Raw genomic sequence first — 25,226 nt, forward strand, 5'->3', positions numbered from 1 at the left:
ATGATCACAAAAATTGATGCTCTCACCGGTCAGGGATTAATGCGCCTGTGGGGTGTGGAATCGTGGGTTGATCCGGGGGCAGATTATTTCCTCTGGAATGGATGCTGTGTGTTTGCTCTGGTTCCACAGCATGGGTATTTCGATATTCATATCGCGATGGATAAGAGGCGATGGAGTGAGTGCCGTGATGCTGGCGCGGACATTCTGAAACTGTTCGGAATGAACCGGCTGCGCGCCGTCATTCTCACGGACCGACCGAAGGTGTGCAACTACGCCAGGCGAATGGGATTCGGTGGACGAACAACAGAAACATTAACAACTACCGACGGGCGCGAAAGCGCCTTTTTTATTATGTGGCGCGAGCCGGGAGAATATCATGGGCGGTGCAATTAGTGGTATCGGCGGTGCTGTATCTGGTGTGATTGGCGGTATTGGAGCCAATAAAGCAGCCAAGCAGCAGCAGAAGTATCAGGACAGAGCCATGGACCAGGCGAGACAGGGATATGCAGATGCTGTCGAATGGATGACTCCTTATGAAAGTGCGGGTCGTACTGGTCTGGCCGGATTGCAGGCCATTGCCGGACAGCCGATAGACAGAAACAAACTCCTGTCTGATTATTTTAATTCCAGAGAGTATCAGATGCTGAATGATCAGGCTCGCTATAGCGGTCTGAATGCAGCAGAAGCTACAGGCGGACTTGGTTCAACAGCAACTGGTAATATGCTGGCGTCTATCGCCCCAACCCTCGGGCAAAACTATCTTGCTGATATGACAAACCAGCAACAGAACATGTATGCACAGCTGATGGGACTGTCAGGATTTGGGGCTGAGGCGGCAAACGCGCTCGGCAACTACGCCATTGGTCAGGGTAACAACATGGCTGGTATGTACCAGCAGAAAGGCCAGATCATGGCAGGAAAGGCCGCTCTTCCTTGGCAAGTGGCAGCCAGCGCAAACAGCAGCATTAATAACGGTGCAGCGTCTGATGTTAACCAGTTTACTGGCATGTTTGGCGGAATGATGGGTGGAGGGTTGTTCTGATGGCTCAATTTGGTGGATTGCAGGGGCTTGGAGCTCCTATCAACTATTACGACACCATGATACCAGACTTCCGCAGGGAGGCTCTTCAGGAAACGCAGAATCGCATTGGGCAGCAGCAAGTCATCACTTCGCAAATGCAAAACCAGCAAGCACAGAGAGACAATCAGCGACGTCAGGATTTCTATGCTGCAATTGAGAGCGCAACACCAGATCAGTTGCCAGCGCTGCGTCGGCAGTTTCCGGAGTTTGCACAGAACATTCAGCAGGAAATCGGCATCCAGAGCGCTGAGCACGCGTCATTTGTTCATGGTGCATTGAATGACCTTTCTGTTGCTGCCGCAAGTGGCAACCCTCAGGCAGTGCAGTCAGCTATCCAGAAAAACGGCCCTGCTCTATCAAGTCTCGGCGTTTCTCAGGAACAGGCCGCACAGTTGTATCAACAAGACCCGCAGCGTTTTAATAGCCTCCTCAATGCAACTCGACTGGCTACTCTGCCCATGGATAAGCAATTCGAGACTCAGCAGAATCAGCAGAAGATTGATGAGACAATCCGCAGCAATCAGGCTGGTGAAGCTCTTCAGCAACGCGGTCAGGATATCACCGTCCGCGGGCAAAACATCAGCGCTCAGAACGCCGCGCTTTCCCGTGAGATTCAGAGAGCAGAACTTCAGGATAAGGTTCTTGATCGTCAAATCGCAAGAGAAACCAACCAGATAAAACTGGACGAGCTGAAGCAGAAGCAGGCCGATGTTCGCCAGAAGGCAGAAATAGCAAAATCTGACAGACAGGCTGCTGCGCAGGGTGCGGTTGATACGTTCAGTACGGCGCTTGATTCTCTTGGTGAGATTGAAAAAAGCCCAGGATTGTCAAAGGCGGTAGGGGTCAGATCTGCCTTTCCAACGGTACCAGGTTCTGATGCTGCAAACTTCGAGGCCCGTCTTGATACCTTCAAGGCGCAGACGTTCTTACCTATGGTAGCAAGCCTAAAAGGCATGGGTGCATTGTCTGACGCTGAAGGTAAAAAATTATCTGATGCTGTTGGCGCTCTTAGTCCAAAGATGAGCGAGGACGCGTTTAGATCGTCAATAGGTAAAATTCGCACTCAGTTAGAAAGCAAACTGGGGACTGTGAAGAAGCAGTTTGACTACCAGGAGCCGGTAGCACCGGCAGCGCAACAACCACAACAGCAAAATGGCTACCAGTCTTTATGGGGTGATTAATGGCTAAGGCATGGAAAGACGTTATTGCCTCTCAACAGTACCAGGCATTAGCACCAGAGCAGAAAGCACAGGCTCAGGAGCAATACTTCAATGAAGTAGTAGCTCCGCAAGCCGGAAACGATGCGGAACAGGCTAAACAGGCTTTCTATGCTGCTTATCCACCTCCAACGACTCAACAGCCAGCACAACAGCAAAAAGAACCTGCTCAGCAACAGCAACAAGGTGGCTTCATATCTGACCTTGGCAATGCGGCCGCAGAAACAGGCCGTGGATTGCTACAGGCTGGCGTTAATCTGGCAAATATCCCGGCATCAATGGCTGATGCGGTAGCCAGCGCTGGGGCATGGGCTGGTCAGAAGCTTGGTATTGGTGACGGTACTTATCACCCAGCGCCTCGTGTCACTACACAAGGGCTTGAGCAGGACTTTGGATTGCAACAGGGTACGCTTACTCCCCAGACTACAGAAGGTAAAATTTTATCTGAAGCGCTGCCATATTTGACTCCTGTTGGTGCTGAGAGATTGGCGGCTCAGGCTCCGTCGATTGCTGGGCGCGTAGCTCAAGGTGCATCACGGTTACTGGCTGAAAACGCCGTTGGTTCACTTGCTGCAAATAGTGAACGTGATAATCCAGAAGCGCTGGCTACAGATCTTGGTACCGGTGTTGTATTGGGTGGCGCTATTAACCAGTTAGGTCGTGCTGCTGGCGCTGCTTATCGTGGCGTGCGCGGGACGATCGCACCAGAAGCGCAGCAGGCCATTCAGTTCGCTAACGCTGCTGATGTACCGCTACATACTACTGACGTTTTGCAGCCAAATTCACGCGTCGGCCGCATGGCTCAAACTACAGCTGAAAACATCCCATTTGCTGGCACAAGCACTATGCGAGCTAACCAGCAAGAAGCCCGTAGTCAGTTGGTTGATGAGTTTGCATCACGCTTTGGTGAATACGATCCGTCTATTGTGGTTGGCAGCCTGAAATCAAAAGCATCAGGAATTAGGCATGCGGCAGGGAGTCGCATTCAAAATGTCGAAAGCCAAATTGGTAATCTTAATGTGCAGCCATCCAGGGCAATTCAGCAGATTGATGACGAGTTAGCAAATATGCAGCGCCTTGGAACCGTATCCGACGCTGAAACTATTTCTAAATTGCAGGCGTATCGCAATGAGCTCGATAGCGGAAATGTGGATTTCAGGCTGCTTAGAGACCTCAGAACTCAGTTTAGGCAGGATGTCAAGGGTGAGCGTGTTAAGTTCATGAACAAGTCAGAGGCTGCAGTTAACCGTGTCTACAATGCTCTAACTCAGGATATGCATCAGGCTGTAGGACAGTCACTTGGTAATGAGACAGTAAACAAGCTAAAACAAGCTGACGCAATTTGGGCTAATGAAGCTGACAAGCTTAAAAACACCAGGCTGAAGACAGTTCTTCAGAAAGGAGACCTAACCCCTGAAGTGGTCAACAACATGCTGTTCAGCAAGAACAAGTCTGAGGTTCAAAACCTGTATCGGTCAGTTGGCCAGGTAGGTCGCGCTCAAATGCGTAACGGAATTATCGGAAAGGCTATGGAGAAATCTGGAGGTTCTCCTGACCAGTTTCTTCGCCAGGTAAACATGATGTCCAACCAGACAGGAATTACCTTTAAAGGTCGAGATGCTGCATATCTGAAAGGTCTGAAAAACTATCTGGAATCAACCAAGCGAGCAGGTCAGGCTGGAGTAACCACCCCAACTGGTCAGCAAACAATACCATTCATTTTAGGTATCGGATCTGCAACTAACCCGGCACTCGTTGGAGTTGGTGGTGGGTATGGATTGCTGGCGAGAATGTATGAGAGCGAACCGGCGCGAAACGCAATGCTTCGCCTGGCTAACACTCCACGTGGTTCAACAGCATTTGAGAAGGCGTTATCCGATGTCGAGCGGGCTGTTAACTCATTTGCTCAGGGCTCGAAATCAGAGGCGTTAAGCGAATAGCAACTTGCCAACAACGATCCCGCAAAGCAATAAAGCAAAGTTCAACAAGTCTCTTTCCATAAATCCTCCTGTCTTTTAAACAACTATAACCTACCTTAACGCAACTCTGTGCAATTTTTATTTTGTGCAGCATTGATGCGCCAGGAGAAAAGTAAATGTCAGATATTACAGCAAATATCGTTGTAAGTATGCCATCTCAATTATTCACCTTAGCAAGATCATTTAAAGCTAACTTTAATGGCAAAATATACATTTCAAAAATAGATACGCCACCTGGCGAGATGACTGATCCCGATAACTATGTGCAGGTCTATCTGGAGAACGAGGATGGATCACACGTACCAGTGGCTCAGCCAATTATCATCAATGCCGGCGGATATCCTGTTTATAACGGACAGATTGCAAAGTTTGTTACCGTTGAGGGATATGCTATGTCTGTATATGACTCCGCGGGTGTTCAGCAATTCTACTTTCAAAACATACTGAAATACGACCCTGATCAGTTAAGGCAGGATTTGTCTTCACCAGGTGGCGCAGCTCTCATTGGTATTGGTAATAGTACAGTAGAAGAAAGGCTCAACAAATCCACGATTCAAGCAGTTCACGATCTCTATGGTTTCATTCCTGACCGGAAGTTGACTGTAAACGTGATGTCTATGTTTGATGGGTGGGCGGTTGATGCTACTGGTAATTACCGTCCATATGGTGGCGGACATTTCATTTATGATCCAGACATGGAAAAGAGTAAACATGACGGAGCTTTTATAGTAAGCCCTACTGTTCCATGGGATGGTTCTCTGGCTGGACGCGACAATTGGTTAGATAAAGTAGGTGAAACATCACCTACCGGCAAAGGTGCATGGGTTCGTTGCACCTCTGGAAGCAAGGTAAATATCCTATGGTATGGTTCTACACGCGTCCATGATGATGATAATACGAGGCCTATTAACAAATTCGTAAACAAGATGCTGTCAGAAAACATGAATGGTTATATTCCACGAGGAAAATACCGCTCTGTTGAACGCATATTGTTTGATCTGAATATATCTCCTACCAGAAACTTTGGTGAATTGTACGGAGATGGAGCCTATGAGAGCGTGCTGTATTCAAGTGCAACCGAGTCCAATGCTATACACTTTTACAATACGAAAGGTCCAACAGGTCCAGACTGTTTCCAGGGTAAAATTAGCCGAGTAGGGTTATCAGCATCACCTCTCTCCGGTGCAGCAATTATATTCGGACTTGAGGACTTCTCAGACAATTTTGGTAACTGGAGCTTTGATCAGGTCCATTTCTCATCTGATACCAGAATTGGCACTATTACAGATGACAGAATTGTCCTTAAACTAAACTGGATGTTTGATTGCACACTTAATAACGTAGTTGTTACTGGTTACCCCAACTACGGAAAAGCCGTAGAAATGAATAAGGTCCAGTTCACAACATGGAATGGTGGAAGTATATCAAACGCTAAATATGGATTATATTTCGGAGCTGTATCTGCAAATAATCACAATATAGTATTTACATCTCTGGATATGGAAAATATCCATTATGGAATACACAGCAGAGATATTCACCTGGAAAAGATTAGGTTTATTTCCCCGTTTGTCGATATCAGAGATCCAGATGCTGATGCTGAGCCAGCAGACAGTTATGTATTAAACATTGAGCAGGGTGATAAAAAGGCCGTTCTAATTGATGATATAAGACTTGGTAGAGTATATTCAAATCTATATACTGGAAAGTTTTTTGGTCCGACGCATGGATATGACAAATCAATTGTTACTGGTTTTTATCCAGACCAACCAAATCCAGCAGTTCCAACCACAGACATAGCCTATCAAAACAAAACAGGACAATTGCAGAGGGTTTTTGTTTACCTTGCTCTTGGAACTACTACTATCTTCATAAATGGAGAGGACACAGGGTTTAAAAGTGGCGAGTTCACCATTGATGTTGGAGAGCAGATAGCCATTAGATATACAGGTACTGCGCCAGCATGGAGGTGGAAAGCTATTCGCTGAGTAGAGATAAAAGCGGCCTGATGGCCGCTTTTAATTACTTCCAGTATCTTGGGTAATATTCAAGGTATTGGTTAAGGCTGAACATTGATGCCAGTACGCAGATGACAGCAATAAGAATAAATGAAGACCTCCCTGCTTTTTCCATCCTCATTGCCGACAACGCGAAAAGAAGTGCTATCAAAAAACCTATCTTAAGCCTGTCGAATGTGTAAATTATCGCGTGTTCAAACATGGCTATGTTCTCTATCAGCATAATGCCAACAACCGCAATAAGAATGTATGCAGAGATATAGTTACCTTTGCTGAAAGAATCGCTTTTTTTGACAAAAAGTGATGCAACAAACATGATGACTGATGATATCAACCATGGGCCGTATGACTGATAAACTGATAACCACCAGTCATTCCAACCAACATATGCAACCTCTAGACTACGTGATGCAGCTCTGTTAGAAAGCTCTTTGAAGTAAGGACCAAGGCCTACCATGAACGAGTAGTACCACAACAGAGTCAGACCTCCAAGGATGGCTATGCCGGAATAGATAATGGTGTTTTTATAGCCAGATTTATTTTTTATATCGCTAATAAGCACCACAAAAAATACCGCTACGCACATCAGGTATGCTGTCCACTCAACCCAGCAAGCTACTGCAGACAACACTCCAAGCACTATAACAGTTTTTCTGTTTATCCCGATAGCTAATAAAAGTAATGCCGCTGATGAAAATATTTGGAATGTTTGATGGGCCCACATTGATATCTGGTGTGAGTGCAATGGCTCAACTGCAAACATCATTGGGATGACTGACAGAAAAGATATTGCTGCGCTATATTTTGATTTTTTTGTTATTAGTGAAATAGCTAAATATGTGAGGATTACCGAGATAAGCCAAAATAACATATTTACCCATTGCAACATCTCCAATGATATAGGTATTCCAGACGCTAAAGATGCAGTTTTGATTACGACATACGCTATGATCATAGCGCCAGGTGGAAATGATGTGTATACAGCATCATAATTTATTCTAGGAGACGGTACGATAGCCGACTCGTGTGATGATGGCCCTTTTGTGTCAATGCAAGGCGTGCTCAGAACAGTGCAAGGGCGACCAACAGCGAAATAGTGTTTGCTAAAAGGAAGCGTGTCATAGCGTTTCAGCGTATTGAAAAAATGACTTGCTGCCTCATTGTTCTCCCACCGCAGGTTCCAGTGGCTCTTGTCTGATGGTGATCCGTAGTTGTAATTATATAAAGTTATTGCCGTTACCATCCATAGAGAAACAATAGCTATTGCTCCTATGATTGTAGACCTGCGCATCGTGCTTCCTTTTTTTTGCCAATACCCAGCGGTTGGAGGATATGATTTTGTTATAGAGAATGGCGATTATACACTTTTTGATATAGGAGTATTCCTTGATTAGATCCAATAGGTGATGTGATCAGGGGTAAATTAAATTTATTAGAGCCAATAAATACAGATTTGGAAGTTTTTAATTTATGCAAGAGATGGATGCACAAATCTTTGCATCGGTTTGCAAGGATTTGTGGCGCTTACCTATGATACCTTCTCATCAATCCAGTCGGCCCACCACTGCATCATCTCCCGGCGCTTATCCATGTACTGAGCGTGGTTGTATATCCCACGTATAGAACCGCTGTTAGCGTGCGCCAGTTGCTTCTCAATGGCATCTGCAGGCCACTCATGCTCGTTCATTATTGTACTGAACTGATGCCTGAAACCGTGACCACTTGCCAGCCCTTCATATCCTATCTGGCGAATAACCAGCAATACGGCGTTCTCACTGATCGGCTTTGTTTTATCATTGCGCCCGGCGAACACGAATCTTGATATCGGCTGAGTAACCGGTTTTAAAGTCTCAAGCAGGGATGAAACCTGATCTGACATTGGTACAAGGTGAGGGCGGCGTCCTTTCATCACCTCTTCGGAAATCATAATCGTCCTGGTTTCAAAATCGACGTTCACCCATTGCATGGACCGTAGTTCTTTAGTTCTGAGCGCTGTGTACTGCAAAACCTGCGTTGCTATGCGTGAAACGATGCTGCCAGAGAAACCAGAAAGCGCCTTATTGAAGGCTGGTATCTGATCAGCCGGAAGGAAAGGATAGTTCTTCTTCCGGTATCCCTTCATTGCATCAGCAAGGTCAGGGGCCGGGTTATACTTCGCTCGCCCGGTAACTATCGCATACCTGAATACTTCCCCGCACCGCCGCCGCGCCTTATTGGCCCGCTCCATTGCCCCACGGTCTTCGAACCTGCGGATCACTCCCAGTATCTGCATCGGCTCTATCTCGTGAATCTCCATCCAACCAATCAACGGCAGAATGTCATCCTGAAACATGCGTGACAGTTCTGTGCTGTATACCTCTGACCATACCTGTTTTTTGTGCTCGTACCATTCCTGATATATGGATCCGAAAGAGTTATCTTTTACTGACAGCTTTTTAGCCTTTACCGGATCTACCCCGACAGACACATCCTTTTTGGCAAGCCACGCCTTGTCTCTGGCTTCCTGCAATGACATGAGCGGATATTTGCCTACCGTCAGCACCTTCTCTTTACCATCGAGCTTGTAACGCAACTGCCAGACCTTCTTTCCGGTAACCGGCACATAAAGGTACAGCCCGTTGCTGTCGAGCAGCCGGTACGGTTTATCTTTCGGCTTTGCCGCGTCGATCTGCTTGATGGTGAGCATGGGTAAAATTCCGGTGGGTAAAATTATTTACTCGTTTTTTACCCGCCGAAGCATGCGGCTGTCAACGTTCTATTGCGAACTATGGCGAACTGATATTTTATTGAAATCTTGCTGTGTAGGGGATTTTGCGAACTACTGCGGAGAGTGACGAACTGTGAAATGGTGCCCCCTGCAGGAATCGAACCTGCAACTAGCCCTTAGGAGGGGCTCGTTATATCCATTTAACTAAGGGGACGAAGCGGCATGAGTATAGCGTTTTTTACTCTCAACGGTAAGTCTCAGGCTGCCTGACTGCTCAAACAGTCGCCATTCAGGTCTGTTTTTTCTGGTTTTTCTGCGGTTGTACTTCCCGCTTTGCTTGCAACCGGGCTTCTTCCTTGCGTTTATTGCTCATATCGTTGCGGATCTGCGCGTGGCTCATCAGCGCAAAGATAAACGTCCCGCCACAGATATTCCCGGCCAGTGTCGGCAAGGCAAAAGGCCAGAAAAAGTCGCCCCAGTGCAGTGTGCCAGTAAAGACCAGATAGAGAATTTCAACTGAACCCACGACGATATGTGTGGTATCGCCTAAGGCAATCAGCCAAGTCATCAGGACAATGACGACAATCTTTGCGGCTCCGGCGGCGGGAAACATCCAGACCATTGTGGCAATCAACCAGCCGGAGACAATGGCATTGGCAAACATCTCCGTCGGGCTATTTTTCATAACATCCATGCCTATTTTGACGAAAGCGTCGCGGGTCGCCTCATCAAAAATCGGCATGTATTCAAACGCCCATGCCGCAATCCCGGTGCCGAGAATATTACCCAGTAGTACTACGCTCCACAGACGCATCAACAGACCAAAATTGCCGAGGGTAGGGTTTTGCATAACGGGTAAGACGGCGGTGACGGTATTTTCCGTAAAGAGCTGTTGGCGGGCCATAATCACAATAATAAAGCCGAAGGTATAACCAAGATTCTCCAGCAAAAATCCGCCGGGAACCCCCTCCAGTTGTACGTGAAAGATTCCCTTTGCCAGCAACGATGCACCCATTGACAGTCCGGCAGCGATGGCTGACCACAATAGCGCCATCGCGTCACGTTCCATCTCTTTTTCTCCGTCCTGGCGGATATGCTCGTGGATCGCCATTGCACGTGAGGGGAGCCTGTCCTCATTGAGCTCTATCTTTTTTCCGCTCCGCTTTTCTTCGCTTTCCACCTGGAGCTCGTCGCTGTGGCGATCAATCTTCTCTTTTTCGATGTCATTCATACCTGGATCCTGAATAAGCACGTATTGCTAAAGCGTAGCGGTTTTTATTTGAAGGCTGGTGGATAAAGCTTGAAATCGCAAAAATGGTAACGCATGTTTTTATTGGCTTCGTTAAAATGAACCATCACTGTGCCTGTATTACCAGGCTATGATCAAATCAGTAAGTTAGGGCATATAGACATCGATTGACGTGCTGTTACAATCGCTCACATCTAATCAGGCGGATACATCATCGTTCCGTCATGGATGGCAATCAGCGATAGCCATAATACACAGGGAGACACTTATGAAGCTTCGCCTGTCGGCGCTTGCGCTGGGAACCACACTTTTGGTGGGGTGTGCGAGCTCCGGTACTGAACAGCAGGGGCGTTCGGACCCATTTGAAGGGTTCAACCGCACCATGTACAACTTCAACTTTAATGTGTTGGATCCATACGTTGTTCGCCCGGTGGCTGTAGCCTGGCGTGATTATGTTCCGCAGCCGGCCCGTAATGGTTTGAGCAACTTTACTGGCAACCTTGAAGAACCGGCTGTCATGGTTAACTATTTTCTGCAAGGCGATCCCTATCAGGGGATGGTGCATTTTACCCGTTTCTTCCTCAACACCTTGTTAGGTATGGGCGGGTTTATTGATGTGGCGGGGATGGCGAATCCGAAGTTGCAGCGTGTTGAACCACACCGCTTCGGCAGCACATTAGGCCATTATGATGTCGGTTACGGTCCATATATGCAGCTTCCGTTCTACGGCAGTTTCACGCTGCGTGATGATGGCGGCGATATGGTGGATACGCTGTATCCGGTTCTCTCCTGGTTAACCTGGCCGTTGTCGATAGGTAAATGGACGGTTGAAGGAATTGAAACGCGTGCGCAACTGCTCGATTCTGACGGTCTGCTGCGTCAATCTTCAGATCCTTACATCATGGTGCGTGAAGCTTACTTCCAGCGCCATGACTTTATTGCGAATGGCGGTAAACTCAAACCAGAAGAAAACCCGAACGCAAAAGATATTCAGGATGAGTTAAAAGAGATCGATTCTGAGTAAGGAATTGAAGCAAATAAAAAGGTGAGCTAAAAAGCTCACCTTTTTTACGTTTGATGAAAATCAGAATGCGTAGTTCAGGTTCATACCGTACAGCCAGGCTTTCCCTTCTGATTCGAAGGAGTATGGGCCTTCTTCGAATTTCACTTTCTGGCCGTGCATATAAGAAATGCCGACATCCAATGAAGCATCTTTATTAAACGCGTAGGTTGTACCCGCACTCAGCCAGAAGCGATCCTGATCCGGAATAGAGATGGAACGGCGGTTAGCTGGAACCGGGCTATCATCGAAGGCGATACCGGTACGGAATGTCCAGGTATCATCGTAGTAGTAGGTAGTACCCAGCGCGATGCGGTAAGAGTCTTTGAAACCTTCTTCTTTATAGAACAGCGTCTGGCCGTTGCTGCCTTTCGCTTTAAGTTCCTGGAACTGACTCCAACTGGTATATGCCATGCTGTAGTGAACCGCCCACTGTGGTGCAACGCGGTTATAACCTGAGAACTCCCACATTTCTGGCAGATTCAGATCAAGTGATCCGTCGATTGTGTTGCCGTTAGTGCCAGCAGGCAGGCTGGCGAACACCGGGCGCAACTGCGCAGGAATACGGTCCATTGATGGCAGGCTGCTGCGGTAATCACCGTCGAAGTCAACTTTTACTTCCGAACGGTAGGTGAAACCGTAACGGTTATCTTTATCCACTTCATAAAGAATACCGGCGTTCCAGCCGAAGCCCCATTCGTCACCCTTCAGGCGCGCAATCTGCGTATCTGCTGGGTATTGTGCGGCCAGGGCGGGAGGAACCCTGCCACCAGAGCCTGCAACGATCTGCTGCGGCAGATCACCTGCATAACGCTCAAGCTTCGCTTTGGCATAGACGGCGTTAAAACCGAGACCGAAGCTAAAATGATTATTCAGACGGTAGGCGCCGCTCAGGTTTAAGTTCAGCGTTTCCAGATCGGTTTTTCCGCCCATCGAGCCGGCTGCGTAATTATTGTTAAACTCCGTTGCCAGACCATAATTAGAGGTAACTGACGCCCCCCAACCAAACTGATCGTTAATCGGGGCAACAAAATGCACGTTCGGTATCCAGGCGGTTGGGGCGATATTATCCTGGCTGGCGTCATTACCAATGCGCGAACGTCCGGAAATATCGACATCCGGGTCAACGAAAATCGCACCCGCAGAGAAAGTAGGGCGATCAAACATCATGATCAGCGCGGGGTTACGACTGGCGTTACCAGCATCATCTGCAATAGCGCCTTCACCCGAATATGCCCGGCCAAGGCCAGAGGAAGAAAATTCGTTTAACTGAAAGCCTGCAGACCAGGCCTGTGTGGAGATAATTGCCACTGCGACTGCGAGAGCAGACTTTGTAAACAGGGTTTTCTGGCTCATGACCATAACCTCATAGATTTATTTTTATACAAACTATGTTACATGCCGTAACAGGAGCGCGAAGTGTAGGGTCTGAGGTACCACATAGAAATCAGACCAGTGGCGAGAGTATAGGTCGGACCAGCCAGAATGTTGCAAGTATGTTTATAAATATTTTCAATTCTGATCTAAGAAACGCGATCCAGCTGGCAAAATTGCAGGTGCGCGCACTCACCTGTTTGGGCGATTTTTGTTTTAGATCATTTTTAAGTGTGATTTCGGTCACTTATCGCATTTCGCACAATTAACGACTGGAGAGGCGAATAATGGGAGCGTAAAATGTCCCTATCGTTTATCTGGCACCTCGGGTGCGAATACAGAGGAAATCTACAATGAGTAAATGCAGTGCTGATGAAACCCCGGTTTGCTGCTGTATGGATGTTGGCACCATCATGGACAACTCCGATTGCACCGCTTCCTACAGCCGCGTGTTCGCGAATCGCGCAGAGGCAGAAGAAACGCTGGCCGCTCTGACTGAGAAGGCACGTAGCGTAGAGTCTGAACCTTGCAAAATCACCCCGACTTTCACTGAAGAGTCAGAGGGTGTGCGTCTGGATATCGATTTTGTTTTTGCCTGTGAAGCTGAAACGCTGATTTTCCAGCTGGGCCTGCGTTAATCCCTTCTGCTCATGCCCTTGCCACCCGGTGGCAAGGGCATTTTCGTAACAGTCAGTGACTATTCACTGTGTCATAGCTCTCACTTTCTTTTCTCCTCGCTTGGCTAAATGTAAAAAATTGGTTAAGACTGTGATCAGGTCAGACCACTTATTTTTATTTTTTACAGGGGAGTGTTATGAGTCAGGCTTTATCGCTGGTTACCCGCCAGGGCGACCGTATCGCCATCGTGAGCGGATTGCGTACGCCATTTGCTCGTCAGGCTACCGCGTTTCATGGCATTCCCGCCGTTGATTTGGGAAAAATGGTTGTTGGTGAATTGCTGGCCCGCAGCGAAATACCTGCTGATGTGATTGAACAGCTGGTTTTTGGCCAGGTGGTGCAAATGCCAGAAGCCCCCAACATTGCCCGGGAAATCGTTCTGGGAACCGGGATGAATGTGCATACAGATGCTTACAGCGTAAGCCGGGCTTGTGCAACCAGCTTTCAGGCCGTGGCAAATGTCGCGGAAAGCCTGATGGCCGGAACTATTCGTGCTGGGATTGCCGGTGGTGCAGACTCCTCTTCCGTTCTGCCTATTGGCGTCAGCAAAAAGCTGGCGCGAGTACTGGTGGATGTTAATAAAGCCCGCACAACCGGGCAACGTCTGAAGCTCTTTTCCCGACTACGCTTGCGCGACCTGATGCCTGTGCCACCTGCAGTGGCTGAATATTCCACTGGTTTACGCATGGGAGATACCGCCGAGCAAATGGCCAAAACCTATGGCATCACGCGTGAGCAGCAGGATGCGCTGGCGCACCGCTCTCATCAGCGCGCAGCTCAGGCCTGGTCTGAAGGAAAACTCGCAGATGAGGTGATGACGACCTACGCTCCCCCCTTTAAAGATCCTTTTTCAGAAGATAACAATATTCGCGGTAACTCGACGATGGCGGATTACGCGAGGTTGCGTCCGGCATTTGACAGAAAACACGGTACCGTTACGGCGGCTAACAGCACTCCGCTGACGGATGGCGCAGCCGCCGTGATTATGATGACGGAGTCGCGTGCGAAAGAGTTAGGGCTGGTACCGCTGGGATATCTGCGTAGTTTTGCCTTTACCGCCATTGATGTCTGGCAGGACATGCTGTTGGGGCCGGCGTGGTCAACGCCGCTTGCCCTGGAGCGTGCAGGCTTAACCATGCCGGATTTAACGCTTATTGATATGCATGAAGCCTTTGCCGCACAAACGCTGGCGAACCTCCAGTTGCTGGGCAGCGAGCGTTTTGCCCGCGAAGTGCTGGGGCGCTCCCACGCCACTGGCGAAGTCGATGACAGTAAATTTAACGTGCTGGGTGGCTCAATTGCCTATGGGCACCCCTTCGCCGCCACCGGTGCGCGTATGATCACCCAAACCCTCCATGAACTACGCCGCCGTGGCGGTGGGTTTGGTTTAGTCACCGCATGTGCGGCAGGTGGTCTGGGTGCGGCAATGGTTCTGGAGGCAGAATAATGGAAATGACATCGGCTTTTACGCTCAACGTGCGTCTGGATAACGTCGCCGTTGTCTCCATTGATGTGCCCGGAGAGAAAATGAACACCCTGAAAGCAGAGTTTGCTTCTCAGGTGAGGGCCATTCTGAAACAAATCCGCGATAACAAAGCATTGCGTGGTGTGGTGTTTATTTCGGCTAAACCCGATAACTTCATTGCCGGGGCGGATATCAACATGATTGGTAGCTGTCGCAGCGCGCAGGAAGCCGAAACGCTGGCCCGTCAGGGGCAGCAGATCATGGCAGAAATTAATGCATTGCCGATCCCGGTTGTTGCCGCTATTCATGGTGCCTGTTTGGGCGGTGGGCTGGAGATGGCGCTGGCGTGCCACAACCGTATTTGTACCGATGATGCTAAAACCGTACTGGGGTTGCCGGAAGTACAGTTAGGCCTGCTTCCCGGCTCCGGGGGCACCCAGCGATTACCCCGTCTTATTGGTGTCAGTACTGCGCTGGATATGATCCTGACAGGAAAACAGCTCCGGGCAAAACAGGCGCTAAAAGTGGGGTTGGTGGATGAAGTTGTACCACAGACCATTTTGCTGGAAGCCGCGGTTGAACTGGCCAAAAAAGACAGCTCGGCACACCGGGTTCTGCCCGTACGTGAACGCGTGCTGGCGGGGCCGCTGGGACGTGCGCTGCTGTTTCGTATGGTCAGCAAAAAGACGGCGCAAAAAACGCAGGGCAACTACCCTGCGACGGACCGCATTCTTGAGGTGATCGAAACCGGTCTCGCGCAGGGCAGCAGCAGCGGCTATGAGGCGGAAGCCCGCGCGTTTGGCGAGCTGGCGATGACTTCGCAGTCTAAGGCGCTACGGAACATCTTTTTTGCCAATACCGATGTAAAAAAAGATCCCGGTAGTGAAGCGAAGCCCGGCCCGCTGAATAGCGTCGGTATTTTGGGCGGTGGCCTGATGGGCGGCGGTATTGCTTACGTCACAGCCTGTAAAGGTGGCGTGCCGGTGCGCATCAAAGATATTAATGCTAAGGGAATCAACCACGCGCTGAAGTACAGTTGGGAGCAGCTTGAAACGAAGGTTCGCCGCCGTCATATCAAAGCCAGCGAGCGTGATAAACAGCTGGCGTTGATTTCGGGAACCACCGATTATCGCGGTTTTGCGCATCGCGATCTGATTATTGAAGCGGTATTCGAAGATCTGTCGTTAAAACAACAGATGGTGGCAGAAGTTGAGCAGAATTGTGCCCCTCATACTATTTTTGCGTCAAACACCTCATCTTTACCGATTGGCGATATTGCGGCTAATGCTACCAGACCTGAACAGGTAATTGGTCTGCACTTCTTTAGCCCGGTAGAAAAAATGCCACTGGTGGAAGTGATTCCGCATGCAACAACCTCTGAGCAGACGATTGCCACAACCGTTAAGTTAGCGAAAAAGCAGGGCAAAACGCCGATTGTTGTCCAGGATAAGGCTGGCTTTTACGTTAACCGTATTTTAGCGCCTTACATCAACGAAGCGATTCGTATGCTGACCGAAGGCGAGCGCGTCGAGACGATTGATGCCGCGCTGGTTAAGTTTGGTTTTCCGGTAGGGCCAATCCAACTTTTGGATGAGGTCGGAATTGATACGGGCACTAAAATTATACCAGTGCTTGAGGCCGCCTATGGAGAACGTTTTAGCGCACCTGCAAATGTTGTTGCTTCAATTTTGAATGATGATCGCAAAGGTAGAAAAAATGGTCGGGGTTTCTATCTTTATGGCGCGAAAGGGCGTAAAAGCAAAAAACAGGTCGACCCTGCAATTTATACGCTTATTGGCGTCCAGGGTCAGGGCCAACTCACAGCCCCGCAAATTGCAGAGCGGTGTGTCATGTTAATGCTTAACGAAGCAGCACGCTGTTTTGGTGAGCAGGTCGTCCGTAGCGCACGTGATGGCGATATCGGCGCTGTATTTGGTATTGGTTTTCCGCCATTCCTCGGCGGCCCGTTCCGGTATATGGATTCTCTCGGTACGGGTGAAGTGGTTGCGGTTCTGCAACGACTGTCCACGCAATATGGTTCACGGTTTACGCCGTGTGAACAGTTCTTGCAGATGGCGGAACGTGGTGAAAGATTCTGGGATATCGGGGAAACTGACCTGAATTCATGAGGTCAAAGGTAGGATGAATCCGCACCGAATGTATGGGTCGCGCTCAAAATGTAAACAGAGATTGACTATACTTACGCCGTTGAGGTAAAAAACAGCGTTTCATTCGGTGAATGGATAAGGCACAATGCCGGCCACCACATCGTTACCACGGTCAATAGGGGCGGTGAATAAAGGTGTTGGTGATCCTGGTTAACAAAAGCGGTGCAATATGCAAGTCTTTATCATGCGTCACGGCGACGCGGCCCTCGATGCCGCCAGTGATTCGGTTCGTCCTTTAACCTCTTGTGGTTGTGACGAATCTCGCCTGATGGCGAACTGGCTTAAAGGTCAAAAAGTGGATATCGAACGTGTTCTGGTGAGCCCGTTCCTACGAGCCGAACAGACGCTGGATGTGGTGGGAGAGTGTATGAACCTGCCAGCCGGTGTGGATGTTTTGCCGGAGCTGACTCCCTGCGGCGATGTCGGTCTGGTCAGCGCCTATTTACAGGCTCTGGCCAATGAAGGTATCGCCACGGCACTGGTAATTTCTCACTTACCGTTAGTGGGATATCTGGTGTCTGAGCTTTGCCCGGGTGAAACGCCGCCGATGTTTACCACATCTGCGATTGCCAGCGTAACGCTTGATGAGAGCGGAAAGGGCATTTTCAACTGGCAGATGAGCCCGTGTAATTTGAAAATGGCAAAGGCGATTTAATCGAACCCGTGCCACGTTTCATCGTCTGGATAAGGCACAGCCGCCATCCGGAAAATCAAAGAGCCGCAAATGTGGCTCTTTCTGTTTTCTGCATCAGGGAAGTTCGGGCGGCAGCCACTCTTCCACTTCAATCAGCACCAGCAGCGCGGCGTCACCACCGTACTCTTTCGGCGCCTGATGAAAGGCCATCACATGCGGATGTTGTGCCAGCCAGAGCGGCGTTTGCTGCTTAAGAATATGCTTCCCGTGGCCGTGCATCACGCAGGCGCAAAACACATGCTCACGACGGCAGGCGGCGATCAGCGCGCCTAACTCCTGTTTGGCCTGCTGCTGGGTCAGCCCGTGCAGATCGAGAAACAGCTCCGGGGAGTAATCGCCACGGCGCATTTTCTTCAGTTCGAAATGGCTGACGTCGGCACGCAGGTATCTTACCGGGCCGTCCGTATTCAGTAGCGGCTGAAATTCGTCCGAGAAATAGTGGCTGGCATCCGCCTGTTCCTGCAGCAGCTTTTTAACCGGAACCTCGGTGATTTTTTTACGTGGCGGTCGGTGAACAATAGTGTCCTGTTTAATTTTACGCGTGCCGGTCATCAGCTGGCGAAACAGCGTCTGATCCTCCTCGCTGAGCGATGTTTTCTTTTTCATTCGAGCGTCTCATCTTTTATTTTCCGTTAGTTTAACCCGACTCGGCGGGCATCCGATCGCTTAAAACGCAATTTTCGCGCTCAGGCTCCGCGTGAATGCTGATTTATCGCCGTCTTCGTGGCAAACTAGCCGCCGAAATTAATACGAGCATGCCCTGGAGAAATACGTGGATAAAATTTTCGTCGATGAAGCCGTGAGTGAACTGCATACCATTCAGGACATGTTGCGTTGGGCGGTCAGCCGTTTTAGCGCGGCGAATATTTGGTATGGCCATGGCACGGATAACCCATGGGACGAGGCCGTACAGCTGGTGCTGCCGTCGCTTTATTTGCCGCTGGATATCCCAGAAGATATGCGCACTGCGCGTCTGACTTCCAGCGAACGCCATCGTATTGTTGAACGCGTGATTCGCCGCGTCAACGAGCGCATTCCGGTGGCTTATCTGACCAACAAAGCCTGGTTCTGCGGGCATGAATTTTATGTCGATGAACGCGTGCTGGTTCCACGTTCACCGATCGGCGAGCTTATCAATAACCGCTTTGCGGGCCTGATTAATGAGCAGCCGCAGCATATCCTCGATATGTGTACCGGCAGCGGCTGTATTGCCATTGCCTGCGCGTATGCCTTCCCGGAAGCCGAAGTCGATGCGGTGGACATTTCCACTGATGCGCTGGCGGTGACCGAGCACAACATTGAAGAGCACGGCCTGATCCATCATGTTACGCCGATCCGCTCCGATCTGTTCCGCGATCTGCTGAAGGTTCAGTATGACCTGATTGTGACCAATCCGCCGTATGTCGATGCAGAAGATATGTCCGATCTGCCAAACGAATACCGCCATGAGCCTGAGCTGGGCCTGGCCTCCGGTAGCGATGGGCTGAAACTTACCCGCCGCATTCTGGGTAACGCCCCGGACTACCTGTCAGATAACGGTATTCTGATTTGTGAAGTCGGAAACAGCATGGTACATCTGATAGAGCAGTATCCGGATGTACCGTTCACCTGGCTGGAGTTCGATAACGGCGGTGACGGCGTATTCATGCTGACCAAAGAGCAGTTGATCGCCGCTCGTGAGCACTTCAGCATTTACAAAGACTAAATACACGCGCACATACACAACACGCATAACGGAGCCGTGATGGCAGGAAATACAATTGGGCAACTCTTTCGCGTAACCACCTTCGGCGAATCACACGGGCTGGCGCTCGGTTGTATTGTCGATGGTGTTCCGCCGGGCATTTCTCTGACAGAAGCTGACCTGCAGCACGATCTCGACAGACGTCGTCCTGGCACTTCGCGCTACACTACGCAGCGCCGCGAGCCGGATCAGGTGAAAATCCTCTCCGGCGTATTCGAGGGCGTTACCACCGGCACCAGCATTGGCCTGCTGATCGAAAATACCGATCAACGTTCACAGGATTATGGCGCGATCAAGGATGTTTTCCGTCCAGGACACGCCGACTATACCTATGAGCAGAAATATGGCCTGCGCGATTACCGTGGCGGCGGACGTTCATCCGCACGTGAAACGGCGATGCGCGTTGCGGCTGGCGCGATTGCCAAAAAATATCTGGCGGAAAAATTCGGCGTCGAAATTCGCGGCTGTCTGACACAGATGGGTGATATTCCGCTGGAGATCAAGGACTGGTCTCAGGTCGAATTGAATCCCTTCTTTTGCCCGGACCCGGATAAAATTGAAGCGCTGGATGAACTGATGCGCGGGCTGAAGAAAGAGGGCGACTCCATCGGGGCGAAAGTAACCGTTGTTGCAAGCGGCGTACCTGCGGGTCTCGGCGAACCTGTATTCGACCGTCTGGATGCCGACATCGCCCATGCACTGATGAGCATTAATGCCGTTAAGGGCGTTGAGATTGGCGACGGATTTGACGTTGTAGCGCTGCGCGGCAGTCAGAACCGCGATGAAATCACCAAAGACGGTTTTCAGAGCAACCATGCGGGCGGCATTCTGGGCGGGATCAGCAGCGGGCAACAAATTATTGCCCATATGGCGCTGAAACCGACGTCCAGTATTACCGTACCAGGGCGCACCATTAATCGCTTTGGTGAAGAAGTCGACATGATCACTAAAGGTCGTCACGATCCGTGCGTTGGGATCCGCGCAGTGCCGATCGCTGAAGCAATGCTGGCGATCGTGTTGATGGATCACTTGCTGCGTCAGCGGGCGCAAAATGCGGATGTGAAGACCGATATTCCACGCTGGTAAAAATGAAAAAAACGGCACTTGCGGCGCTGGCTCTGTTTGCCAGTACCGCCTGTCTGGCGGCGACGCCCTGGCAGAAAATTACCCATCCGGTTGCGGGCAGCGCGCAGTCTATCGGCGCGTTTTCCAATGGCTGTATTGTTGGCGCAGATACGCTGCCTGTACAGTCAGAACATTATCAGGTGATGCGCACCGATCAGCGTCGTTACTTTGGCCATCCGGATCTGGTGAGGTTTATCCAGCGTCTGAGTAATCAGGCTAATAGTCAGGGGCTGGGCACGGTGTTAATCGGTGATATGGGCATGCCGGCCGGTGGGCGATTTAATGGCGGTCATGCCAGTCACCAGACCGGGCTGGATGTGGATATTTTCCTGCAACTGCCGAAAACGCGCTGGACCCAGTCACAACTGCTGCGGCCACAGGCGTTAGATCTGGTCTCGCAGGATGGTAAACGTGTTGTACCGTCCCTGTGGAAGCCGGAGATTTTCAGCCTGGTAAGGCTGGCTGCAAAAGATAATGAAGTAACGCGTATTTTCGTGAATCCGGCGATTAAGCAGCAACTTTGTCTGGATGCAGGAACCGACAGGGACTGGTTGCGTAAAGTGCGGCCGTGGTTCCAGCACCGTGCGCATATGCACGTCCGGTTACGTTGTCCTGCCGACAGTCTTGAGTGCGAAGATCAACCGTTACCACCACCGGGTGACGGCTGCGGCGCGGAGCTGCAAAGCTGGTTCGAACCTCCGAAACCTGGAACCACCAAGCCTGAGAAGAAGACACCGCCGCCGTTGCCGCCTTCCTGCCAGGCGCTACTGGACGAGCATGTACTCTAATGGATCATTTTGCCTCTCTGTTTATGGTGACGCCACTGCTGTTAGGTGTGCTGTTTTTTGTGGCGATGCTGGCAGGTTTTATTGATTCTCTGGCCGGAGGCGGTGGTTTACTCACCATCCCGGCATTGATGGCGGCCGGGATGCCACCTGCGCAAGCTCTGGCCACCAATAAATTGCAGGCCTGCGGGGGATCTATCTCTTCCTCCCTCTATTTCATTCGCCGGGGAGTGGTTAACCTGGCAGATCAGAAGCTCAATATCTTCATGACCTTTATTGGGTCAATGAGCGGCGCGCTGCTGGTTCAGCATGTGCAGTCAGACATTTTGCGCCAGATCCTGCCGGTTCTGGTTATCTGTATTGGCCTTTACTTTCTGTTAATGCCGAAAGTAGGGGAAGAGGACCGGCAGCGTCGATTGCACGGGCTGCCTTTCGCGCTGGTGGCCGGAGGCTGCGTCGGTTTTTACGATGGCTTTTTTGGCCCGGCAGCGGGGTCGTTCTACGCGCTGGCCTTTGTCATGCTGTGCGGCTACAACCTGGCGAAATCGACGGCCCACGCCAAAGTATTAAATGCCACCTCGAATATCGGTGGGCTGCTGTTGTTTGCCCTCGGCGGTAAAGTGATTTGGGCGACCGGATTTGTGATGCTTATTGGCCAGTTTATTGGCGCACGGATGGGCTCACGGCTGGTACTCAGCAAAGGACAAAAACTCATTCGGCCAATGATCGTTATTGTCTCCGCCGTGATGAGCGCCAAGCTACTTTATGATAATCATGGACAGGAGATTCTCCACTGGCTGGGGATGAACTAATGAATAATACCCATCACTACGAACAGTTAATTGAGATTTTTAACGGCTGCTTTGCCGATGAATTTAATACCCGTCTGATTAAAGGCGACGACGAACCGATCTATCTTCCTGCGGATGCGGAATTACCGTATCACCGTATCGTTTTTGCGCATGGCTATTACGCCAGTGCGTTACACGAAATTTCACACTGGTGTATTGCGGGAAAGGCGCGTCGTGAACTGGTCGACTTCGGTTACTGGTACTGTCCGGACGGACGCGACGCGAAGACGCAATGCCAGTTTGAAGATGTAGAAGTGAAGCCGCAGGCGTTTGACTGGCTGTTTTGCATGGCGGCGGGCTACCCGTTTAACGTCAGTTGCGACAACCTGGAAGGGGACTTTGAACCGGATCGCGTGGTATTCCAGCGCCGTGTTCATGCTCAGGTGATGGAGTATCTGGACAAGGGGATCCCTGAACGCCCGGCGCGTTTCATTAACGCGTTACAGAATTATTATCACACGCCTGAACTTAAGGCGGAACAATTCCCGTGGCCCGAAGCGCTCAACTGACGCCGCTGCCACGTTTACAATGAGGAAAGAAGATGATCGCGGAGTTTGAATCACGCATTCTGGCATTAATCGACGATATGGTAGAGCACGCCAGCGATGATGAGTTGTTTGCCAGTGGTTATTTGCGTGGACACCTGACGCTGGCCGTTGCTGAGCTGGATGCTGGCGAGGACCATTCGGCTGAGGCATTGTACGCCAATGTGACCAGCAGTCTGGAGAAAGCCATCAGCGCGGGCGAACTCTCGCCGCGTGACCAGGCGTTAGTGAAAGAGATGTGGGACACCTTGTTCCTGAAGGCGACAAAACAATAAGTACAGTAGCGTGTGCCGGATGGCGACACTGAGGTGTCTTATCCGGCCCACGTGGGCGGGTGTTTGTAGGCCTGATAAGCGTAGCGCCATCAGGCAATGATCGGCTGACACCCCATCCTTTTATTTCACCGTTTTACCCTTCAATAACTTCCGTACCCACAGACGATTCGGATTCAGCGCCGCCAGCGTGCTGGCATCCATTGGGATCGGTTCATCACTCATTTGCGCGGCCAGAATTTCTGCACATAGCGGGGCAGAACATAACCCACGTGACCCCAGCGCGCCAAACATGAACAAATCCGGGTATACCGGTGCGCTTAAAGCATGCTCTTTGTCTTCGGCAAGCGTGGCGTACTGGCTGAGTGTGGCGTTATAGTCCGGCACATTACCGACCATCGGCATGTGATCGCGCGTGGCGCAGCGCACTCCACAACGTGCGGCATTGCCACTAACGTCTACTTCTTTTGCCCACGCGGCATTCGGGAAACAATCTATTAAGCGCTGACGGTTTTGCTGCTGATCGTCAGCACGATACACCGTTTCTTCACTTCCGCGATGATAACTGGCGCCAATGCAGTGCTGCTGATTTTGCGGGTTGTGCGGCGTGAGGTAGCCGTCATAGCACAGCACCTGATGCAGCGCTGAAAGCGAAGGCGTAGTAGGAATGTGACTCACCTGACCGCCTACGGAGTACACCGGTAGCGACTGCGTCTGTTCAACGCCGTTAATGCGATGCCCGTTAGCCAGAACCACGACCTCATGTGTTGCCGCTTCCCCGCTGGCGAACTGCAACTGCCAGCTATCGGTTTGATGAGCAAGTGAGGTCAGTGTGTGTTGGTAGTAAGTACGTAACCCAAGCGTTGTCGCATACTCGAGAACGGCAGTGGTAAGCTGCGCCGGACACAGCCATCCGCCGGCCGGGTACTGGATGCCATCACATTCGGTCACTACGCCTGTTGTTTGCAAAATTTGATCGGCGTCCACGCCGACGGCGAGCGCTTCGGGCAGTTCAAGGGACAACATCTGGGCGATTTTTTGCTGGCTTTTTTCGTCCCATGCGAGTTGCGTTACGCCGCACCAGTCATGCGCGAACTCAACGGGGAGGGTGTCATACAGTCGACGGGCGAAGGTAAACGCGGTGGGGAAAAAGAGATTAATAGCCGCGTCATGCTTGCTGAGTAACGGATAGAGCGCGCCCTGGCGATTACCGGATGCGCCCTGCGCAGGTTTATCGTCCGCGCAATAGAGTGTGACCTGCCAGCCTCTACGCAGTAGCGCCAGAGACAGCAATGCGCTGGCAATACCGCCGCCAATAATGGCGGCTTCGCGCTTCTCAGTTCCCGTACGTGCAAACCAGGGGGCTGAGGAAGGCAGCGCCTGAGTTTGTTCCATTACGCCACAGAGCATTTCACGTTTGCGACCAAAACCTTTGCATTTTTGCATCGTAAATCCGGCTTCCTGCAATCCCCGGCGTACAAAACCAGCCGAAGTGAAGGTCGCCAGCGTACCGCCTGGTTGGGCCAGTCTGGCCATGGCGTTAAAGAGTGTTGGCGTCCACATATCCGGATTTTTGGCCGGGGCGAAGCCGTCCAGGAACCAGGCATCAACCTGTTGGTTCAGAGACTCGTCCAGCTTACTGGTGAGTTCGTTGATGTCGCCGAACCACAGATCCAGAGTAACCCGCCCCTCATCAAGCAGTAGACGATGGCAACCCGCCAGCGGCAGTGGCCACTGTGCCTGGAGTTGCTCTGCCCACGACGCCAGTTCCGGCCAGCGCTGATGCGCTAGTGTCAGATCCTCACGCGTCAGCGGAAATTTTTCAAAACTGATGAAATGTAATCTTTCCAGGGTAGCGTCAGGGTGTGCGTTGCGAAAGGTGGCGAATGCCTGCCAGAGCGTGAGGAAGTTTAGCCCGGTACCAAAGCCACTTTCTGCCACCACGAACACCGGGCGTGGGTGCACAGGAAAACGTTCGGCGAGGTGGTTGCCGCCAAGGAAGACGTAACGTGTCTCTTCCAGCCCGTTATCATTGGAAAAATAGACATCGTCAAAATCTCGGGAAACAGGTGTACCCTCAGCGTTGAATTCAAGGTTGGCAGGTTGTATAGCGTATTGTTTCACGTAAGTTACTCGTCTGACAGGCTGTGCCCCGATCTTAACGAGGAGTGCCTGGCTGCGCAAATTTCCACACAAAATGGCTGATCGGACTTG

At 50.7% G+C, this 25,226-nt stretch carries 22 protein-coding genes and 1 tRNA gene; 16 read left to right on the forward strand and 7 right to left on the reverse strand.

The window, feature by feature from the left end; translation table 11 throughout:
• The 5 genes from SK32_RS01105 (at position 1) to SK32_RS25585 (ending at position 6,265) form a co-directional block, all read left to right on the forward strand.
• The gene (locus tag SK32_RS01105; RefSeq protein WP_048211032.1) at positions 1 to 393 is read left to right on the forward strand and encodes a hypothetical protein; all 393 of its coding nucleotides are present in this window, start codon (positions 1 to 3) and stop codon (positions 391 to 393) included.
• Positions 377 to 1,042 carry a hypothetical protein gene (locus SK32_RS01110; RefSeq protein ID WP_048211033.1) on the forward strand — a complete coding sequence of 222 codons (666 nt, stop codon included), beginning with the start codon at positions 377 to 379 and terminating at the stop codon, positions 1,040 to 1,042. The genes SK32_RS01105 and SK32_RS01110 overlap by 17 nt, the downstream gene beginning before the upstream one ends.
• Positions 1,042 to 2,262 carry a phage DNA ejection protein gene (locus SK32_RS01115; protein ID WP_197081305.1) on the forward strand — a complete coding sequence of 407 codons (1,221 nt, stop codon included), beginning with the start codon at positions 1,042 to 1,044 and terminating at the stop codon, positions 2,260 to 2,262. The genes SK32_RS01110 and SK32_RS01115 overlap by 1 nt, the downstream gene beginning before the upstream one ends.
• The gene (locus tag SK32_RS01120; protein WP_048211034.1) at positions 2,262 to 4,238 is read left to right on the forward strand and encodes a hypothetical protein; all 1,977 of its coding nucleotides are present in this window, start codon (positions 2,262 to 2,264) and stop codon (positions 4,236 to 4,238) included. Before SK32_RS01115 ends, SK32_RS01120 begins: the two co-directional genes overlap by 1 nt.
• Before the next feature lie 155 nt (positions 4,239 to 4,393).
• Positions 4,394 to 6,265: a phage head-binding domain-containing protein gene (locus tag SK32_RS25585; protein WP_048211035.1), complete on the forward strand. Its 1,872-nt coding sequence runs from the start codon at positions 4,394 to 4,396 to the stop codon at positions 6,263 to 6,265.
• A 34-nt stretch (positions 6,266 to 6,299) separates the two neighbouring features.
• On the opposite strand, the gene SK32_RS01130 is transcribed toward SK32_RS25585, so the two are convergent.
• The 4 genes from SK32_RS01130 to SK32_RS01145 all read right to left on the reverse strand — a co-directional run bounded on the left by SK32_RS01130 (position 6,300) and on the right by SK32_RS01145 (position 10,233).
• The gene (locus tag SK32_RS01130) at positions 6,300 to 7,586 is read right to left on the reverse strand and encodes a hypothetical protein (protein ID WP_231591552.1); all 1,287 of its coding nucleotides are present in this window, start codon (positions 7,584 to 7,586) and stop codon (positions 6,300 to 6,302) included.
• Positions 7,587 to 7,823: 237 nt separating this feature from the next.
• Entirely contained in the window at positions 7,824 to 8,981 is a 1,158-nt protein-coding gene (locus SK32_RS01135) for a tyrosine-type recombinase/integrase (RefSeq protein ID WP_048211037.1), read from the reverse strand.
• Positions 8,982 to 9,141: 160 nt separating this feature from the next.
• Positions 9,142 to 9,216 (reverse strand) — tRNA-Arg (locus tag SK32_RS01140).
• A gap of 75 nt (positions 9,217 to 9,291) precedes the next feature.
• A complete protein-coding gene (locus SK32_RS01145) occupies positions 9,292 to 10,233 on the reverse strand; it encodes a formate/nitrite transporter family protein (RefSeq protein ID WP_048211038.1) in 942 nt (313 codons plus the stop codon).
• A gap of 286 nt (positions 10,234 to 10,519) precedes the next feature.
• On the opposite strand from SK32_RS01145, the gene mlaA reads away from it, so the two are divergent.
• On the forward strand, positions 10,520 to 11,275 hold the full coding sequence (gene mlaA / locus SK32_RS01150) for a phospholipid-binding lipoprotein MlaA (protein ID WP_005129765.1): 756 nt from the start codon (positions 10,520 to 10,522) through the stop codon (positions 11,273 to 11,275).
• A gap of 60 nt (positions 11,276 to 11,335) precedes the next feature.
• On the opposite strand, the gene fadL is transcribed toward mlaA, so the two are convergent.
• Positions 11,336 to 12,667: a long-chain fatty acid transporter FadL gene (gene fadL, locus SK32_RS01155; RefSeq protein WP_005129763.1), complete on the reverse strand. Its 1,332-nt coding sequence runs from the start codon at positions 12,665 to 12,667 to the stop codon at positions 11,336 to 11,338.
• 371 nt (positions 12,668 to 13,038) lie between these two features.
• On the opposite strand from fadL, the gene SK32_RS01160 reads away from it, so the two are divergent.
• From SK32_RS01160 to sixA, 4 genes are all read left to right on the forward strand, one after another.
• A complete protein-coding gene (locus SK32_RS01160) occupies positions 13,039 to 13,323 on the forward strand; it encodes a YfcZ/YiiS family protein (protein WP_005129756.1) in 285 nt (94 codons plus the stop codon).
• Positions 13,324 to 13,499: 176 nt separating this feature from the next.
• Positions 13,500 to 14,810: an acetyl-CoA C-acyltransferase FadI gene (fadI, locus tag SK32_RS01165; protein WP_048211039.1), complete on the forward strand. Its 1,311-nt coding sequence runs from the start codon at positions 13,500 to 13,502 to the stop codon at positions 14,808 to 14,810.
• Positions 14,810 to 16,957, forward strand: coding sequence for a fatty acid oxidation complex subunit alpha FadJ (fadJ, locus tag SK32_RS01170; protein WP_048211040.1), 2,148 nt, complete (start codon positions 14,810 to 14,812; stop codon positions 16,955 to 16,957). The genes fadI and fadJ overlap by 1 nt, the downstream gene beginning before the upstream one ends.
• A gap of 208 nt (positions 16,958 to 17,165) precedes the next feature.
• Entirely contained in the window at positions 17,166 to 17,651 is a 486-nt protein-coding gene (sixA, locus tag SK32_RS01175; RefSeq protein WP_048211041.1) for a phosphohistidine phosphatase SixA, read from the forward strand.
• 93 nt (positions 17,652 to 17,744) lie between these two features.
• Here the strand turns inward: sixA and smrB are convergent, their stop codons facing one another.
• A complete protein-coding gene (gene smrB / locus SK32_RS01180) occupies positions 17,745 to 18,296 on the reverse strand; it encodes an endonuclease SmrB (RefSeq protein ID WP_048211042.1) in 552 nt (183 codons plus the stop codon).
• A 166-nt stretch (positions 18,297 to 18,462) separates the two neighbouring features.
• Between smrB and prmB the strand changes: the two genes are divergently transcribed.
• Genes prmB through SK32_RS01210 form a run of 6 tightly spaced genes read left to right on the forward strand, consistent with a single transcriptional unit; the run spans position 18,463 to position 23,015 of the window.
• A complete protein-coding gene (gene prmB / locus SK32_RS01185; RefSeq protein ID WP_043017082.1) occupies positions 18,463 to 19,395 on the forward strand; it encodes a 50S ribosomal protein L3 N(5)-glutamine methyltransferase in 933 nt (310 codons plus the stop codon).
• Positions 19,396 to 19,434: 39 nt separating this feature from the next.
• The gene (gene aroC / locus SK32_RS01190; protein WP_048211043.1) at positions 19,435 to 20,520 is read left to right on the forward strand and encodes a chorismate synthase; all 1,086 of its coding nucleotides are present in this window, start codon (positions 19,435 to 19,437) and stop codon (positions 20,518 to 20,520) included.
• Between the two features lie 2 nt (positions 20,521 to 20,522).
• Positions 20,523 to 21,347 carry a penicillin-insensitive murein endopeptidase gene (gene mepA / locus SK32_RS01195; RefSeq protein ID WP_003028168.1) on the forward strand — a complete coding sequence of 275 codons (825 nt, stop codon included), beginning with the start codon at positions 20,523 to 20,525 and terminating at the stop codon, positions 21,345 to 21,347.
• Positions 21,347 to 22,156, forward strand: a complete 810-nt coding sequence (locus SK32_RS01200; RefSeq protein WP_048211044.1) for a sulfite exporter TauE/SafE family protein — start codon at positions 21,347 to 21,349, stop codon at positions 22,154 to 22,156. Before mepA ends, SK32_RS01200 begins: the two co-directional genes overlap by 1 nt.
• Positions 22,156 to 22,704 (forward strand): elongation factor P hydroxylase, encoded by a 549-nt coding sequence (locus SK32_RS01205; protein ID WP_005129723.1) that lies wholly within the window; start codon positions 22,156 to 22,158, stop codon positions 22,702 to 22,704. Before SK32_RS01200 ends, SK32_RS01205 begins: the two co-directional genes overlap by 1 nt.
• A gap of 32 nt (positions 22,705 to 22,736) precedes the next feature.
• A complete protein-coding gene (locus tag SK32_RS01210) occupies positions 22,737 to 23,015 on the forward strand; it encodes a YfcL family protein (RefSeq protein ID WP_048211045.1) in 279 nt (92 codons plus the stop codon).
• A gap of 120 nt (positions 23,016 to 23,135) precedes the next feature.
• Here the strand turns inward: SK32_RS01210 and mnmC are convergent, their stop codons facing one another.
• The gene (gene mnmC / locus SK32_RS01215; RefSeq protein ID WP_048211046.1) at positions 23,136 to 25,136 is read right to left on the reverse strand and encodes a bifunctional tRNA (5-methylaminomethyl-2-thiouridine)(34)-methyltransferase MnmC2/FAD-dependent 5-carboxymethylaminomethyl-2-thiouridine(34) oxidoreductase MnmC1; all 2,001 of its coding nucleotides are present in this window, start codon (positions 25,134 to 25,136) and stop codon (positions 23,136 to 23,138) included.
• Positions 25,137 to 25,226: the final 90 nt, after the last annotated feature.

The sequence above is a fragment of the Citrobacter sp. MGH100 genome (assembly GCF_001034465.1).
Taxonomy (GTDB): domain Bacteria; phylum Pseudomonadota; class Gammaproteobacteria; order Enterobacterales; family Enterobacteriaceae; genus Citrobacter; species Citrobacter youngae.